Annotated in this window: 15 protein-coding genes; 11 read left to right on the forward strand and 4 right to left on the reverse strand. The window is 43.4% G+C overall.

Annotation, left to right across the window (positions count from 1 at the left end; all coding sequences use genetic code 11):
• Positions 1 to 39: 39 nt before the first annotated feature.
• The 4 genes from B2089_RS05380 to xseA form a co-directional block, all read right to left on the reverse strand.
• Positions 40 to 1,650: a HAMP domain-containing sensor histidine kinase gene (locus B2089_RS05380; RefSeq protein WP_296323221.1), complete on the reverse strand. Its 1,611-nt coding sequence runs from the start codon at positions 1,648 to 1,650 to the stop codon at positions 40 to 42.
• 3 nt (positions 1,651 to 1,653) lie between these two features.
• Positions 1,654 to 2,433, reverse strand: a complete 780-nt coding sequence (locus B2089_RS05385; RefSeq protein WP_296323224.1) for a response regulator transcription factor — start codon at positions 2,431 to 2,433, stop codon at positions 1,654 to 1,656.
• The gene (creD, locus tag B2089_RS05390) at positions 2,372 to 3,658 is read right to left on the reverse strand and encodes a cell envelope integrity protein CreD (RefSeq protein WP_296323226.1); all 1,287 of its coding nucleotides are present in this window, start codon (positions 3,656 to 3,658) and stop codon (positions 2,372 to 2,374) included. Before creD ends, B2089_RS05385 begins: the two co-directional genes overlap by 62 nt.
• A gap of 128 nt (positions 3,659 to 3,786) precedes the next feature.
• Positions 3,787 to 4,986 carry an exodeoxyribonuclease VII large subunit gene (xseA, locus tag B2089_RS05395; protein WP_296323231.1) on the reverse strand — a complete coding sequence of 400 codons (1,200 nt, stop codon included), beginning with the start codon at positions 4,984 to 4,986 and terminating at the stop codon, positions 3,787 to 3,789.
• A gap of 145 nt (positions 4,987 to 5,131) precedes the next feature.
• On the opposite strand from xseA, the gene B2089_RS05400 reads away from it, so the two are divergent.
• Genes B2089_RS05400 through B2089_RS05450 form a run of 11 tightly spaced genes read left to right on the forward strand, consistent with a single transcriptional unit; the run spans position 5,132 to position 14,485 of the window.
• Complete coding sequence (locus B2089_RS05400; protein WP_296323234.1) at positions 5,132 to 7,144, forward strand: type II secretion system protein GspD; 2,013 nt, start codon at positions 5,132 to 5,134, stop codon at positions 7,142 to 7,144.
• On the forward strand, positions 7,141 to 8,340 hold the full coding sequence (locus B2089_RS05405) for a GspE/PulE family protein (RefSeq protein ID WP_296323237.1): 1,200 nt from the start codon (positions 7,141 to 7,143) through the stop codon (positions 8,338 to 8,340). The genes B2089_RS05400 and B2089_RS05405 overlap by 4 nt, the downstream gene beginning before the upstream one ends.
• Positions 8,337 to 9,314 carry a type II secretion system F family protein gene (locus B2089_RS05410; RefSeq protein ID WP_296323239.1) on the forward strand — a complete coding sequence of 326 codons (978 nt, stop codon included), beginning with the start codon at positions 8,337 to 8,339 and terminating at the stop codon, positions 9,312 to 9,314. The genes B2089_RS05405 and B2089_RS05410 overlap by 4 nt, the downstream gene beginning before the upstream one ends.
• On the forward strand, positions 9,311 to 9,793 hold the full coding sequence (gene gspG / locus B2089_RS05415; protein WP_296323242.1) for a type II secretion system major pseudopilin GspG: 483 nt from the start codon (positions 9,311 to 9,313) through the stop codon (positions 9,791 to 9,793). The genes B2089_RS05410 and gspG overlap by 4 nt, the downstream gene beginning before the upstream one ends.
• Before the next feature lie 3 nt (positions 9,794 to 9,796).
• On the forward strand, positions 9,797 to 10,006 hold the full coding sequence (locus B2089_RS05420) for a hypothetical protein (protein WP_296323244.1): 210 nt from the start codon (positions 9,797 to 9,799) through the stop codon (positions 10,004 to 10,006).
• Complete coding sequence (locus tag B2089_RS05425) at positions 9,993 to 10,334, forward strand: hypothetical protein (protein WP_296323248.1); 342 nt, start codon at positions 9,993 to 9,995, stop codon at positions 10,332 to 10,334. Before B2089_RS05420 ends, B2089_RS05425 begins: the two co-directional genes overlap by 14 nt.
• A 23-nt stretch (positions 10,335 to 10,357) precedes the next feature.
• Positions 10,358 to 11,581, forward strand: coding sequence for a hypothetical protein (locus B2089_RS05430; RefSeq protein ID WP_296323250.1), 1,224 nt, complete (start codon positions 10,358 to 10,360; stop codon positions 11,579 to 11,581).
• Complete coding sequence (locus B2089_RS05435; RefSeq protein WP_296323253.1) at positions 11,574 to 12,092, forward strand: carboxypeptidase-like regulatory domain-containing protein; 519 nt, start codon at positions 11,574 to 11,576, stop codon at positions 12,090 to 12,092. Before B2089_RS05430 ends, B2089_RS05435 begins: the two co-directional genes overlap by 8 nt.
• A 15-nt stretch (positions 12,093 to 12,107) precedes the next feature.
• Complete coding sequence (locus B2089_RS05440) at positions 12,108 to 12,563, forward strand: hypothetical protein (protein WP_296686308.1); 456 nt, start codon at positions 12,108 to 12,110, stop codon at positions 12,561 to 12,563.
• On the forward strand, positions 12,560 to 13,903 hold the full coding sequence (locus B2089_RS05445) for a clostripain-related cysteine peptidase (RefSeq protein ID WP_296323258.1): 1,344 nt from the start codon (positions 12,560 to 12,562) through the stop codon (positions 13,901 to 13,903). The genes B2089_RS05440 and B2089_RS05445 overlap by 4 nt, the downstream gene beginning before the upstream one ends.
• Positions 13,904 to 13,915: 12 nt before the next feature.
• A complete protein-coding gene (locus B2089_RS05450) occupies positions 13,916 to 14,485 on the forward strand; it encodes a hypothetical protein (protein WP_296323260.1) in 570 nt (189 codons plus the stop codon).
• The last annotated feature ends 6 nt before the right edge of the window (positions 14,486 to 14,491 follow it).

Here is a 14,491-nt window from a genome sequence, read left to right on the forward strand (position 1 = left end):
TGAAAAGAAACCACAGATTATTCAGATTAAGGCAGATTTTTAATTTTTTGATGAAAGCTGAAATCTTATCTCAAATTTTGCTCCGCCCAGACTCTGGCTTTTTTCCACTGTGATAATGGCTCCGGTTGCATCAGCGATTGCTTTTACGGTGGCAAGACCTAAGCCTGTGTGATTCTGCCTGTCGCTTTCATTTCGTTTGCTGTAAAAGCGGTTGAAGATTTTTTCGCGGCTGTTTTCGGAAATTCCCTTTCCGTCGTCTTCTACTATGAGAGAGACACTGTTTTTCCCGCCCGTGATTTTTACGCTTACCTTTGATTTTGCGAAGCCTGCGGCGTTTTCAATGAGATTTTCGGCAATCCTGTCAAAATAGTCGGCCGGCATCTTCAATCTTATGGATTCATCTTCTGTTGAAAAAAGAAATTTAATGGAAGAAAAGGATTTTTTGAGTCTGGAAATAATATTTTTGCAGGAGTCTGAAATCAAAAGATCCGATTTTTCGCTTTCACTCAGCCCTGCGTCGATTTTGCTGATATTCCTGACCCCTGTGAGGAGATTTTGCAGGTGGGTGACTTCTTCGGTGATGGCTTTCGTGAATTCTTTTCTTTCTTCGCCTGAGAGGTTTTCGTTTTCAAGGACTTCGGTGCATGAGCGGATTGCGGCCAGAGGATTTTTGAATTCGTGGGATACATCGCTTGAAAAACTTTCGATGAATCTGATTCTTGCGCTGAGTTTTTCCAGCAGGGCAGAGAATGAGCGGGAAAGTACACCTATTTCGTCATGGCGTTTTTTCCCGGTGAAGGAGCTTGAAAGAAGCCTGCCTCGTGAGTCTGCGCTTTTTTCGCTTTCGGCCGCCAGATGTTTTAGGGGAAGGGTGATTCGGAAGGCAAAAAATATGGAAACCAGAAGGACGAAAATCAGGGAGCCTAAAAAGACTTTTCCCAAATCAAGGCGGAGTTCATAGAGATTTCGCAGGATTTTATAGGTGGAGGAACTTACAAGGACGACACCCTGTACTGAATCTGTTTTTCCGTCAAAAATCGGAAGGGCTGAATAGAGTGTGACTGTCGCTCCGTCTGCGGAAAATCGCGTGGTAGAGCCGTAAAATCCTTGAAGGGCGGCACTGATTTCCTTTCCGTCGTAGGATGATTTTGAGGTGTAATAATCCGTGGCAAAGGGATTTTGTGAGGGCGGGCGGAAGAACTTTCGGTACACCCTGATTGGAATAGAAAAAAGACGGTAAAGAAGCCTTTTTTCGGCTGATTTTTTAACTTCATCTGCCGAATGAGAAGCCACTTCGTAGCTGGAAGAAGTTGCTTTTTTTTCATCTGTGGCATTTTCATTATGAAAACTGATGGTCGCTGAGTCTGCAAGTAATTTTTTGTCTATGCCTATGATTCTGATTCTGGCATCAAAATTTCCCTCCATGGCAAGAAGAAGCTCCCCTGCCTTTTTGGAGTCAAGGTCGCTTTGGGAAAGGGAAGCCGACAGAATCCGCCCCTGCTGTACATTTGACCTTTCTGTAAGCTCCAGAAGCTGTTTTTCGTAGGTTTTGAGTGCCATAGTTATGGCAACAGGAATGAAGGCAATGAGAATCAGAAAAACTGAAATCTGAATCGAAATGCTGACAAAAAATCTTGGTTTTATTTCCATATATTATGCCTTTTCTGCAATGAATTTGTAGCCCATTCCGTAGACTGTCTCAATTTTTTCCCCGCCGATTTTTTTGCGAAGGCGCTTTATATGGCAGTCAATGGCCCGGTCGTTGAGGTAAATATCTTCGGGGTAGGCGATTTGGATTAGCTGTTCCCTCGTAAAAACACTGCCTTCGTTTTTCATAAAATGCTCAAGAAGGCGGAATTCTGTGACTGTGAGGGCAATTTCGCTTTTTGAGCCGTTTTCTTCGCTCCATGCAGAAAAAGTCCTTGTGTCCAAAAAGAGACATCCTTTTCTGACAATGTTTTCATCTTCCTTGTCTTTTCCGTCGGAGTCTTTGATGACGGAATCTTGAACTTGAAGAGGTGAAATTTTTTTGTAGCGGCGGAGAAGCACTTTGACTCTGGCCGCAAGTTCCTTCATGGAAAAGGGCTTGGTCAGGTAATCGTCTGCTCCCAGCTCAAGCCCCAGCACTTTGTCAAATTCCTCGTCCCGGCTGGTAAGGAAAATCGCCGGAATATCTGGAAAATTCGCCTTGTATTCCCGCAAAAACATGATTCCGTCCATCACAGGCATCATTATGTCGAGGATGTAAAGATCCGGCACATTCCCGCTTTTTAAATCAAGCAGGGCTGCCTGACCGTCAGAAAATTCCGTGACGGAAAAGCCTTCTGTTTCAAGAAATTTCCTGACTGGTAGACGCACATTTTTTTCGTCATCAACAATCGCTATGGTCGCTTTGCACTGGCTGTACTTCTTCTGAAATTCCATCTTCTCCATGATGAAAGAGTATACCGTTTCTCGTGAAGAACATTAAGAGCGTGACGACGATAAAGGCAAAAAGCGAGCCGATTAAAAGGGCGTAATCTTCCGATTTGAGGGAAAGATAGAGATAAGCGTAAAGGACGATAAAAACTCCGCTCATGACAAATCCGAATCTTTTCTTTTTGGAAATTGATGCGATGTAAGAAGATGTGCTTAATCCTGCCGCAAGGGAAGCGAGGATGTAAGACAGACCGAATGAAATGTGCTCCGACATTGCCAGCAAAAGCAGGAAGAAAAGAACGCAGGCCGCTCCGCTCAAAAGATACTGCAGGGGATGAAGATTGATGTGGGCGAAGGCCTCGAACAAAAAGAGTACGATAAAAGGCACGATGATGAACAAGAATCCGTAAGTGACGGCACGGTCGAGTTTTTTGTATACATTCACCGGGTCAACGAAGTCGAAGCCAATGGAGTGTCCGGCATTTTTGTCTGCGAAAGGAATGCTCCACTCTGCGTGAAAGCCTTTTTCCGTGATTTCGTGCCTGTCGGGAAGCATGTCGTAGCCTGTGAATCCGGGAGAAACCCAGTCGGAAGTGACAGAAAGACTTGTGTCGGTAGCGTCAACGCCTGTGGAAAATGACAAGGCTCCCCGGATTTTTATGTCGCTTTCAAAAGAGATTTTTCCTTTTTCCAGCTTGATGTCGCTTGCGATTCCTGAAAATCCAGTCACGCTGGTGAGATAGACTTCGTGAGATTTTCCGTTGATTTTGAAAACCGGCTTGTTTTGAAGCGAACGGTCTGAGATGGTAAAAAGTAAAAATGCCTCGTCCAGTTTGTATTTTTGTGAAGAAAAGTCTTCGATTTCAAATTCTGCCTTGACGCTTAAATCTCCTGAAAAAACCGGGGCAGAGTAGATTCCCACAGTGCGTTTTTCGGTCTCAAGGTTCGCCTTGTAGGAAAGACTTTCAGGACTTATGAATTTGTGAAGCCTGTTTACTTCCTTTTTTTCTTCGCCGTTGGGAAGTTTTGTGTAGACTGTTTGCTCGTAAGGAAGGACTATGACAGGTCCTCCAGATTTGAATTTTCCCCCGGCCGATTCGGAAATTGAGCGAAGGGCTGTGTTGTAGGCATATTCCCTGTCTTCCAGCTTTGACTTAATCATCGTGTTTCCGATAAGAAGCAGAATGACGATGATTCCGATAAGAATAAGTTTGACGGTTAAAGCAGATGGCTTTTTCATAAATAAATCTCCTGTGAGCGGCTTTAGCGGCCGCTTTGTGTTTGATAAGGAGATTTTAAAAAGAAAATAAGGCAAAAATGTGGCGAAATTGTGTTGATTCTGAGGAATTTGAGCTGATTTTCAGAAAATTAGTCTACCGTGGCGAAAATCTTTCCGCTGGCGGGGGTGATTTCAATCTTCTCGCCTGAAAGAACATCGGTTCCGCTTCTCACGACTTTTCCATCCTGAGTGCGCACCATTGAGTATCCCCGGTTTAAAATCGTCTGGGGGCTGGCCTGTTCCAAAATGCGGACGCTCTGCTCGACCACGGATTTCGTGTCCCTGACTTTTTGATTTATTCCCTCGATTAAGGCCGTGCGGGCATTTTCAAGGCGGTTTAAAAGGGGCTGCTCGATTGAGCGGAAACGCACTTCCATGTTTGAAACATCAAATGACTTAACCATGAGCTTCAGGCGCTCGACTTTCGTTGAAATCTGATGATAAAACTCCTGCTTATAGGCTTCAAGTCCTTCAAGAATGTCGCTCTGCTTTGGAACCACCAGCTCTGCGGCGGCGGAGGGGGTGGGAGCACGCATGTCGGCGGCATAGTCAGAAAGTGCCCAGTCAATCTCATGACCCACTGCGCTGACCACTGGAATATGGGAAGCGGCTATGGCACGGACGACAACTTCTTCGCTGAATGGAAGCAAGTCTTCAAGGGAGCCGCCGCCCCGGCCCACGATAAGGACATCGCACATGTCAAAATCATTGGCAGTCTTAATCATGTTTGCGATTGTGATTGCCGCTCCCTCTCCCTGAACCAGTGCGGGAAGAATCACCACATCCACTCCGGGATTTCGTCGCTTTGTAATCTGCAAAATGTCCCGCAAGGCCGCTCCTGTGGGGCTTGTGACCACGCCTATTCTCTTTGAGAAGCGGGGAATTGGCTTTTTCCGCTCTGAGTCAAAAAGTCCTTCCTGAGCCAGTTTCCGCTTTCGCTCTTCAAGAATCTGGAGAATGTTTCCCGCCCCGGCGATTTCCATTTTGCTTATGATAATCTGATAGTTTCCCCTGGGGGCATAGACTGAGACTGAGCCCGTGCATTTTACCTTCATGCCGTCTTTCGGCACAAAATCAAGGCTCATGGCCCGGCCTCGGAACATAACCGCTGAAATCTGCGCGCCCTCGTCCTTCAGGGTGAAGTAGAGGTGGCCTGAGGCGTTGGGGCGGTAGTTGGAAATCTCTCCCTCCAAGGTGATATTTGAGAAGGTGCCCTCAAGCAAATCCCGGATTAAGGAAGTGAGGTTCGTGACGGTAAAAACGGTGTCTTTTGGAAAAAGCTCAGTCATAAATCGAATTATACAAAAAAAGAAACAAAAAAACAAAAAAAATCAGGATTTTTTTCAATCTGCATTACCGAAAATGAAAAAATTTTTCTAATAAATATGCAGAGCGGGGAGAAGAATAAATTTACTTTCGCTCTGGGGGTGTTTTGTGTTCAGAAAAAAATCAGGACGAATTATCCTGACTATTTTGCTCGGATTTTTTTTCTTGTTAATGCCGGTTAAGCTGTCTGCCGGGGAAGCCTACGAATTTCTTGACCGTGACATTCATGAGATTCTCTATGCCCTTTCTCTCTATACAGGCGTCTCGATTTCTGCAGACGATACTGTTTCTGGAAAGGCGGATTTTCGTTTTACTGGCGAAGATTTTTCTGATTCTTTTGATGCTTTTTTACTTCAGACTCGGCTTTATGTCGAAAAGGGGGAGAAACGCTGGACTGTCAGTCGAATTCGAATTCAAAAGAACAATGACTTGTATGCCCTTGATGCCTTTGATGTTACGCCAATGCAGCTTTTTGAAAAAACGGCAATTGTGACGGGATTTTGCGTGACTTATGATTCCCTTCCGTCTGTAAAAGTAAACCTTCATACAGGATTTTGTAAGGCAGAGGAGATTTTAAAGAGAATTTCTGATTTGTGCATGGGCTTTTCCCTTGAAAAGGAATCGCTGAATTCTTTTCATGTAGCTCGGTCTGGTCAGAAAATTAATCTTGGCGAAATAGGAAAAGCTCTTTTTATAGAGCAGGACGGTCGTTGGTTTGTTGATGTGCAGAATTCAAGTCTTTCGCTTGCGGCGGAAAAATTCTTCACGCTGGCGGAAAAGCAGTTTTGTTTCGCTCTTTCTGCTGAACAGAAAATTTCGCGAGCATCTTTTTCTGCAAATTCCTTTGATGAGGCGCTTTCTCTTTTGTGTATGCAGTCTGGAGCGGAATTCAAAATTCAAGATGATATTTATTTCTTGCTTTCTTCAAAAAATAAAAATCAAATGGCTCAGACAGGAAAAATCTGGCAGTCTTGTCAACTTCATTTTATAAAAGCATCTCAGGCTTTTACTCTTTTAAGCAAACGTTTTCCTGATATTGATTACATTCAGCTGGAAGAGACTCAGAAAATCCTTTTTCTTTCAGAAGAAGAAAAATCCGCTGACATAAAGAAATTCATTTCAGAAATTGACAAAAAGAGTGAAAGCAGGCTCGTGAATCTTAAATATATCCGTACCGATGATTTTCTTTCACATCTGCCGCCTTTTGTGGAAAAAACACAGATTTCGGATACAGGACAGGGAGATTCTTTCTTTTTTACAGGTTCGGAAACGGCATACAAACGGCTTATGGCAGAGCTTCCTCTTTTGGATAAGCCAGTTTCTAGGGTTCGCTATGACCTTCTGATTATGCAGTATCAGTCAACTGAGGGGAGTGAATGGAGTCCGAAATTTAAGGCAGGACGAGTTCATCTGGGCGATATGAATGATGCCGCAGTTCAACTGGGGAGTGTTTTGAATCTGAATCTTGATGTGGTCGGGGCATTCGGACTTCATTTTGCAGGGGAGTTACAGGCCGCAATCACCGAATCACGGGCGAAAGTCTTTGCAGACACTACATTGAACGGTGTGAGCGGGAAGCCCATCAATTTTCAAAATACGAATACTTATCGATACCGGGATAATAATCTTGACCCGGAGACAGGAGAGCCTATTTATTCTGGTGTCACTAAAGAAATCATTTCGGGATTACGCCTTGAAGTTACGGGAACTGTGACCGGAGACGGAATGATTACCAGCAGAATTACGGCAAGTGTTTCTCGTCAGGGAAGCGATTTATCAACGACAACAGGAAATCCGCCGCCTACAAGTGAAAAAATCATTACGACTGAGGTAAGGGCAAAATCTGGAGAACCTGTTGTTTTAAGCGGTTTGGTTCAGGAAGAAGAGACAGAAAATGTAAGCCGCCTGCCTTTCTTTTCGAAAATTCCTGTTTTGGGAAGATTTTTTAAGGCAGAGGAGAAGAGCCTTGAAAAGACAGAATTGGTGATTTATCTGCTTCCCAGTGCGGAGATTTTTGGAACGGAAGACAGAAATGAGACTGGCGATAAGGTAAAAGCGCGGCTTCTTGAACTGGCACAAAGTATAGAAATGCGAAGTGAAAAAAAGGGAGGTGAAAAATGAAGGGAAAATTTGATTTATCGGTGTCTTTCAGTCAATACAATGGAGCGGTTGTGCTTGAAAGCGCAGAAGATTTTGTAAAAATCGGCTTGACGAATATGGACGATGAGAAAATCAAGCAGAAGCTGTCAAATTCTGTGCGGGCTTATTTCGGAATGAGAGGAAAATTTTTTTCTGACAGAGAGCGCTGTCTTTTCGTTCCCATAGATTCCCAGCGCTTAAAGCAGGAAATTTCCCTTCGTTACGGAGAAAGCTCTCGGAAAAATGAGCGCAAAAATGAGGGGAGTGAAGCCGCAATGCTTTTGGATACCCTGCTTTCTGAAGCCGGAAAAAGCGGGGCGAGCGATATCCATATAGAAGAAAAGCGTGTCCGTTTTAGGATTTCTGGTCGTCTGCGGGAAATATGTGAGCTTTCTGCTGAGAAAAGTCGCGAGCTTGTGCGCAGAATAAAGATTCTCGCAAACCTTAATGTGCTTGAGAGTCGGCGCGGTCAGGACGGAAAATTCGTTTTTCACGGAGAAAATGATATTTTTGTCCGGGTCTCTTGCTTGCCCTCTGTTTCAGCCGGCGGCGAAGGTAGTTGTGAGAGCATTGTTCTTCGTCTTCTTGATGTTAAGCGAGTTCCCCTTGCCCTTGAGGAACTGGGGTTTTCTGACAGTCAGTGCAGTCTTCTGCGAAATGTGTGCCAAAAAGAGCAGGGGCTGATTTTGATTTGCGGAGCCACGGGAAGCGGAAAATCGACGACGGCGGCCTCTCTTCTAATGGAATTGAATGAGCGTTCAGACTGCAAAAAGAAAATCATTACGATCGAAGATCCTCCAGAATATGTACTCGACGGAATTACTCAGATTCATGTGGACGAGGCAAACGGAATGTCTTTTTCTGATTCTCTCCGCTTTATTTTCCGCCAGGATCCGGATGTCATTTTTGTTGGGGAAATCAGAGACGCGCTTACGGCAAGAACTGTCTTGCAGGCCTCTCTCACCGGACATCTTGTTTTTGCGACTGTGCACACGGCGGGAATGCAGGAAACGGCAATTCGCATGAAAGAACTGGGCGTGGATTTTTCGGAGTTCGCTTCGGTTTTGCATGCCTGTGTTTTCCAAAAACTTACGGTAACTTCAGAAGATTCAATCAGACTTGAGGCAAATATCGTAACAAGGGATGAAAGTCCTGTTACAGGAAGGAGAATTGCATGAAGAATTTACTTTTTTCCAGACGAAAAGTTCTTTTTATGCTCACTGATGCTCTTTCGGAATTGCTTTCCTCAGGACTTTCTCTCCAGTCTTCCCTTTCTCTTCTCTCGGAGCGTAAGTCACCTTTGGGATTTTGTGCCTGTCATCTGCATACAGCACTTTCTAGCGGTATGACGCTTTCCGTTGCTTTTTGCTCGGCTCCAGCTTTAGCCCTTCCTGACTGGTATGCCTCTTATATTGCAGTTGCCGAAGAATGTGAGCGGATTTCGCCGATCCTTTCTCATCTGAGAAGCCTGCTTTTCCATGAAAAAATGCTCCGTGAAAAAATCTTTGCTATGCTCTCATACCCTTGCTTTGTGACTTTGCTGACGGCTGCTGCAGGATTTTTTTCAGTCTTTTATCTTCTTCCTTCGCTCTCATCTTTTTTAGGCGGAGATTTTTCAGAAGCGCAAAAGAAGGCTTTTGAAACAATGCTTTTCGCTGATGTCGGGCTCTTGACTGTTTTTGCGGCTCTTGTTTTTTTCGTAAGCAAGGTCTTTTCACCGTCACCTGTTCTGAATGTGATAAAGACTATGGCTTTTTTCAGCGAGCATGATATTCCGACCCTTCAGGCTGTTTCCTGTGCCTTTGCCTTTGTCGGGCGGGAGAAAAAAATTGCCTTTGCCCTTTTATCCCTTCGAAACCGTCTTCTTGATGGAGAGTCTATCGCAGACGCTTTCGGCTTCTGCCTTGAGAAGGCTGGCTTTAAGGCTGAGGGGAGACTTTTGTCTGAGTTTTTATATATTTGCGAGCAGACTGGAAATAATAATGGATTTGCGCGAAGTGCTCGTGTCCTTGAGGAAAAACAAGCCCGCAGGGAAAGAATCTTGCTTTCATCAATTCAACCGGCTTTGCTTTTGCTTGCCTCTGTATACATAACCGTAATTTTAAAAATAGCCTTTCTGCCATATCTCACTTCGTTAGGAGGAATTTTATGAAAATAATCACACGGAAAAATCTTGGGAAACTAAAAAAAAGAAAGGATGCAGCTTTCACTTTCGTTGAAACGCTTGCTGTCCTTGCGGTGACGGCAATTCTTACTTCACAGATTGGCATTGCCGCTCACAAGATGATTCAAAAAGCGCGGGTTTCCGCTGCCAAAAGTCAGATTGAGCAGCTGAAACTTTCCCTTCAAAACTATTTTGCTGATTGCGGAACTTTCCCGACGGAAGAGCAGGGGCTTTCAGCTTTGTGGGAAGAACCTGAACTTTTCCCGCTTGCAGAGCATTGGGCTGGCCCCTACACAGATCGCAAGATTCAAACTGATCCTTGGGGAAGTCCATTCAGATATGTGTGCAAAGATTCAGTGAATGGGGTGGAACTCCCGAAAGGTCTTCCCTTTGGAATTATTTCTCTGGGTGCTGACAGAGCGGAAGGCGGTGAGGGGAATGACAGCGATATTCGGTCATGGGAGTGAAAAATGATGAAAAAATCACTTTCGGCAGGCTATGCGCTTTTTTTGCCGGTCGCCTTGCTTTCTGCTATTTCTCTTCTTTGTCTTTCTGCGCTGACTTTTTCAAGAACTAGAGAAGTCTCTGCCCTGGCAAAGGAAAAAAGATTTTATGCAGATTTAAATGAAAAAAATGAGGCGCTTTTATCTGAGTGGAGGAATGAGCATGAGAATAATTGAAATATCTGTTTTCTGTCTGCTTTTTCCCTTGTTTGCTGGAATTTTTTATTCCGCAGCGAAGGAATTTAGCGTGCGGCAGGAAAAATGCGTTCAAAAATCAGCGGAACTTTCAAAGAATATGATGATTTCCCAGACCTTTGTGCGTATGTGTGAGAAAAATGCTAGTGACTCAGACTTTGATTCCTTTTGCTCGGATTTTTCCGCCCTCTTTTCCCTGGATTCTATTTCAGTTGAGACATTGGGCGTAAAGGACAAAAAAGCCCTTGTGAAATGTGCATGGAAATTAGACGGTCTTTCTCATTCGTGCCTTTCGGTGACAGAAAGGTAAAAATCAAAATAAAAGGAGAAATTATGAAGAAAACAATTGTGCATGTCGCGGATTATGAATTGTACAAAATCCTGCTTCCATGGAAGAGCCTTTTTTCGGGCGTGAATGCGCTGATTCTCAGTGAGCTTGAGAAAAGGCATCCCCGTTTTTCGGGAAACTGCTGTTATGATGCGAAATATCTGCTTGAAAGGAAAAATCTCATGGCCGAAGTTGTCGTAATGGACAAGGCAAATCTTGCCCGCTACAAGCGTTCCGGGGGAGCCCTTTACCTTGAGACGGAGCAGAAAAGGAGCGTTTTTTCAGGCAAGGCGCGCTTTTTTCATGGCTGTACGCTGATTCTTCTTGTCATGGCGGGCCTTCTTTCATTCAGAATTGCAAAATCGCTTCAAAAAGAAAGTTCAGGCTCTCTTCCTTCTGAGGATGTGGAAGTTCCTTTGTCTGAGACACCTTCCCTTCCAGGTGGTGAAGAGCTGGTAAAAGAAATATTCGCATCTGTAAGTCATCGAGGTGGGAAAATTTCTTCATTTTCGTATAGACGGAATGAAGGCGGCCGGCTTTTTTCTTCTGACGGCGGAAAATGCTCCTTTTCAATTTATGGCTGCAACAGTGAGGATGTGGCGAATGCCCGCTATTGCAGGGTTTCTTTCAAGAACAATGAACCTCATTTCCAGTTGGAGCTTCCCTTTGGATATGGAAAAACCGTGGGTGAAAAAGTTTCTGATGGTGTGATTTTCTCTTATGAAGACGAGCTTATCGCTCTTGCTTCTGTACGAAAAGAACTTCGCTCTCTCGGAGCCGTCATCGAAAGCGAACATAACGGCGAAAAATCCGCTGAATTTGCTTTCAGTGTGGATGAATCCCATCTTTATTCCTGCTTGAAAATTTGCGGGGAAAATGCTGAGAAAATTCTTTGGCGTGAAAAAAATCTTTCACTTTCAGAAAAGGCCGGAAAATGTAGGGTAGAGCTTTCCTTTGAAAAATGCGAGTCACTGCCAGAAGACGGGAACTGCGGAGAACTTCTCTTGCTTTGTTCCCGCTATGCATATCTTTTTGCTTCAGAACTGAAAATTCAGCCGAAAGTCGCGAAAGTTTTTCCGATTGTCGCCTCGTCAAAAAATACAAGTCAAAAAATCATTGTCAAAGAAAAAATCGGAGAAGTGAAACAATCTAACGGTGAGAGCCTTGTCTGTTACAGAGATATCAACGGGAAAATAACATTTGAAAAAAAGGAGCTTGTAAATGAATAGGAAAATTCGCTTCTGTATGTTTTTTGCTTTTTGCTCAATTTTTCTTTTATCTTGTGCATCAACAAAATTTGAGGGGAAGGCCGCTCTCGTGGGGCGCGTTTCAGATGAGAATGGAAAAGCTGTAGAAAAATATCACCTGTTTTTGGAGAATGGGCGAGAGGCTGTCAGTGATTCAGCTGGAATGTTTGTTTTTCGGGATGTCGCCTCTGCTTCATATCAGATACTTGGTGGCGGTTGGGGATGGTGCACTGTCAAAAAAAGCATTGACTTCAATGACAGAAAATCGATTGTCTGCATTCAGGTAAAAAGTCTTGAGGGAATGTTTGAAGATATAGATTCTTTTTTGAACGCAGGAGACATACAGTCTGCGAAAAGAATTCTGACAGAAAACGAAGCCTACAACAAGACAAATCCTCTTTTTCTCTGTTATCAAAATCTTATTTCTTATTGGGAGTCTCCTTCGCAGAGTCAACGAGATGCTTTTTTTCAAAGCTTAAAAAATTATAAGTGAGGTCTGAAAATGAAAATGAAAAAGAAAATTACCTTGTTATTTCTTGCTTTTTTTCTGATAAGTTTAATTTCGTGTGAGACAACAGAAAGCCTTTCCTGTCCTTATGTGCTCGCAAAGCCTCATGTGGAGCTTGGTGAGAATGAGAACATGCATTATTTTGCCGGAATGTATTTTTCGCTTTTTAACGACAGTGATAAAACTATCGACAGTTTTACAATTTCTTTTTTGCTTTATGATTCTGACGGAAACAATCCGTTCATTGGCTCAAATTGTATTGTTTCACGCTGTGATTGTCAGCTTTTTCCGCAAAGAATGGAGAATTTTATTATTTCTCTTGATTCTTTTATTTCTTTGGTGCCTGAAGAGCCGTATATAACGGACTTTATATATATTCGGGAAATCAGGTATAGTGACGGGACTTCATGGAAGGATCCCTATGGTATGTATTGCGTGCGGGAGAGTCATGAATGAAAAAGAAATTTTTTTTGCTTTTTTCATCTGTCTTTTTGTTTTTCTCTTGTGGGACGGATTTTCTTGAGCGTGAAAATGTCAGTCCGGTGCTTTCAGCCGGTCTGTTAGATAAAAACAGAAAATGGACGGTTCTAGTGTACATGGCCGCTGACAATAATCTTGAGAGTGAGGCAATTACAGATTTAAATGAGATGGAAGTCTCTGCTTTAGACGCGAATGTTACTGTGCTGGCTCTTGTTGATCGTGCGCAAGGTTTTGATGCCACAAATGGCGATTGGACTGATACTAGACTTTATAAAATCATTCAGGACAATCAGGTTAACAAGACTCTCATCGCAAGCGAAAGGCTGGACTGTCCTGAACTCGGTCTTTCTGCCTCGGAGAGTTCAGAACTTGATATGTCGAATCCTGCGACTCTGAGTGGCTTTTTGTCCTATGCGCGCCGTAAATTTCCTGCAGAGAATTTTGCCTTGATTTTATGGGGACACGGAACAGGATGGCGGAATTCAGAAAGTGAGAGCATTTCCGAAAATAATGTTTTTTCTTCAAAGGCCTTTGCAATAGATAATTCATCATATATGACGATTTCTGCCCTTCGTCGCGGAATAGAGGCTGGCATGGGTGATGAAAAATTATCTGTTATAGGATTTGACACCTGTTTCGGAATTTGTCTTGAGACTGCCTATGAACTTTGTGACAGCGCAGACTTTATGATTGGAAGTCCTGGCTTAGTTGCATCAGGCGGATGGAACTATTCAAATGTTTTTGCTCGTTTTTCAAAGAGCGACTTCTCTCAGAAGTCGTTTCTTGAAACAGTTCTATCGCAATTCAGGGAAGAATATGCGTCTTATCCGCATGCTGTATTTTCTTGTCTGGATTTGTCGAGAATCCGAAAACTTGTCGAAGGGCTTTCTTTTTGTGCCAAAGATTTTGCTGATTCCATAGATTGTCAGGAGAAACGGGATCAAATTTTTACGATATTTCGCGAAAAAACCCTTTCCTACTATGCGACAAGTTATCCGACGGATTTTTATGTGGATTTGAGGCATCTTATCGGGCAATTAAGTGATTTTTATGATTTTTCAGATCTTTCATCTCTTATTGAAGATGCTGTTTACGATTCATGGTCTAGCTTTGAGGAGCCTGTCTCAATGGGGCTTTTTTTTACAGTTTATTCAAATCCTGGTGTGGAAAGTCCGAGTCATCCTGCTGGATACTATGCAGATTCGAAAAGTACGGAGACCGGGCGCTTTGTCCGTGACTGTAGCGGCTATGTGCCTTCGGGAAGAAAAAACTACAGCCTTTTGGACAAGCTGTTTTACAGTGAATTTGATGAATAATAAGGAGGATGTATGAAAAGAAAATTATTTTATTTAATCGGACTCGTTTTTTTATCAATGGTCGTTTGCTTTTCCCCGCTTTATGCTGACGATGATGATGAGGGGGAAGGAGTCACTATAAGCAGTGAGCCTTCTCTTGAAGTGGACACCGCTGACGGAAGCGAGACTATTACCTATGATGATGTTTATGATGACGATGGAAATTATATTTATGATTATACAGGCTCAGGAGATAAAGCCGAAATGGACGATTATATTAACGATTTTTTCGGAGGTGGAATTTCGAGAGGAAGCTCTTATCTTTCCAGAGTCATGGATGCCCAAAGGGCTCTTGACGCCGCCATCGCTGCCGGTTTGGATTTGAATACAATACATGAACTTGAGGATAAGCTTGAGCAATGTAAGGAAGATTTGGAAAACTATTGTAGTGAGCATGGCTACACCTATTCGATTAACGCAGACTCAACATTTGGTGCAATCTATGACGCTGGTGGAAAGACTGTAACACACGCAGGAGATCCTGTTATTCTTGCTACGGGAGATTTTATAATTGACGATGTTGATTTTTTCATTACGCGGTAAAAAATC

It is taken from the genome of Treponema sp. UBA3813, from assembly GCA_002368605.1.
Lineage (GTDB): Bacteria > Spirochaetota > Spirochaetia > Treponematales > Treponemataceae > Treponema_D.

What these genes read in the sequence shown, in the direction of transcription:
- B2089_RS05410 (WP_296323239.1), top strand. Translation starts at nt 8,337, where the DNA reads ATGAAGAATTTACTTTTTTCCAGACGAAAAGTTCTTTTTATGCTCACT.
- B2089_RS05440 (WP_296686308.1), top strand. Translation starts at nt 12,108, where the DNA reads ATGAAAAAGAAAATTACCTTGTTATTTCTTGCTTTTTTTCTGATAAGT.
- B2089_RS05435 (WP_296323253.1), top strand. Translation starts at nt 11,574, where the DNA reads ATGAATAGGAAAATTCGCTTCTGTATGTTTTTTGCTTTTTGCTCAATT.
- creD (WP_296323226.1), bottom strand. Translation starts at nt 3,658, where the DNA reads ATGAAAAAGCCATCTGCTTTAACCGTCAAACTTATTCTTATCGGAATC.
- B2089_RS05385 (WP_296323224.1), bottom strand. Translation starts at nt 2,433, where the DNA reads ATGGAGAAGATGGAATTTCAGAAGAAGTACAGCCAGTGCAAAGCGACC.
- B2089_RS05420 (WP_296323244.1), top strand. Translation starts at nt 9,797, where the DNA reads ATGATGAAAAAATCACTTTCGGCAGGCTATGCGCTTTTTTTGCCGGTC.
- B2089_RS05380 (WP_296323221.1), bottom strand. Translation starts at nt 1,650, where the DNA reads ATGGAAATAAAACCAAGATTTTTTGTCAGCATTTCGATTCAGATTTCA.
- B2089_RS05445 (WP_296323258.1), top strand. Translation starts at nt 12,560, where the DNA reads ATGAAAAAGAAATTTTTTTTGCTTTTTTCATCTGTCTTTTTGTTTTTC.
- xseA (WP_296323231.1), bottom strand. Translation starts at nt 4,986, where the DNA reads ATGACTGAGCTTTTTCCAAAAGACACCGTTTTTACCGTCACGAACCTC.
- B2089_RS05450 (WP_296323260.1), top strand. Translation starts at nt 13,916, where the DNA reads ATGAAAAGAAAATTATTTTATTTAATCGGACTCGTTTTTTTATCAATG.
- B2089_RS05430 (WP_296323250.1), top strand. Translation starts at nt 10,358, where the DNA reads ATGAAGAAAACAATTGTGCATGTCGCGGATTATGAATTGTACAAAATC.
- gspG (WP_296323242.1), top strand. Translation starts at nt 9,311, where the DNA reads ATGAAAATAATCACACGGAAAAATCTTGGGAAACTAAAAAAAAGAAAG.
- B2089_RS05405 (WP_296323237.1), top strand. Translation starts at nt 7,141, where the DNA reads ATGAAGGGAAAATTTGATTTATCGGTGTCTTTCAGTCAATACAATGGA.
- B2089_RS05425 (WP_296323248.1), top strand. Translation starts at nt 9,993, where the DNA reads ATGAGAATAATTGAAATATCTGTTTTCTGTCTGCTTTTTCCCTTGTTT.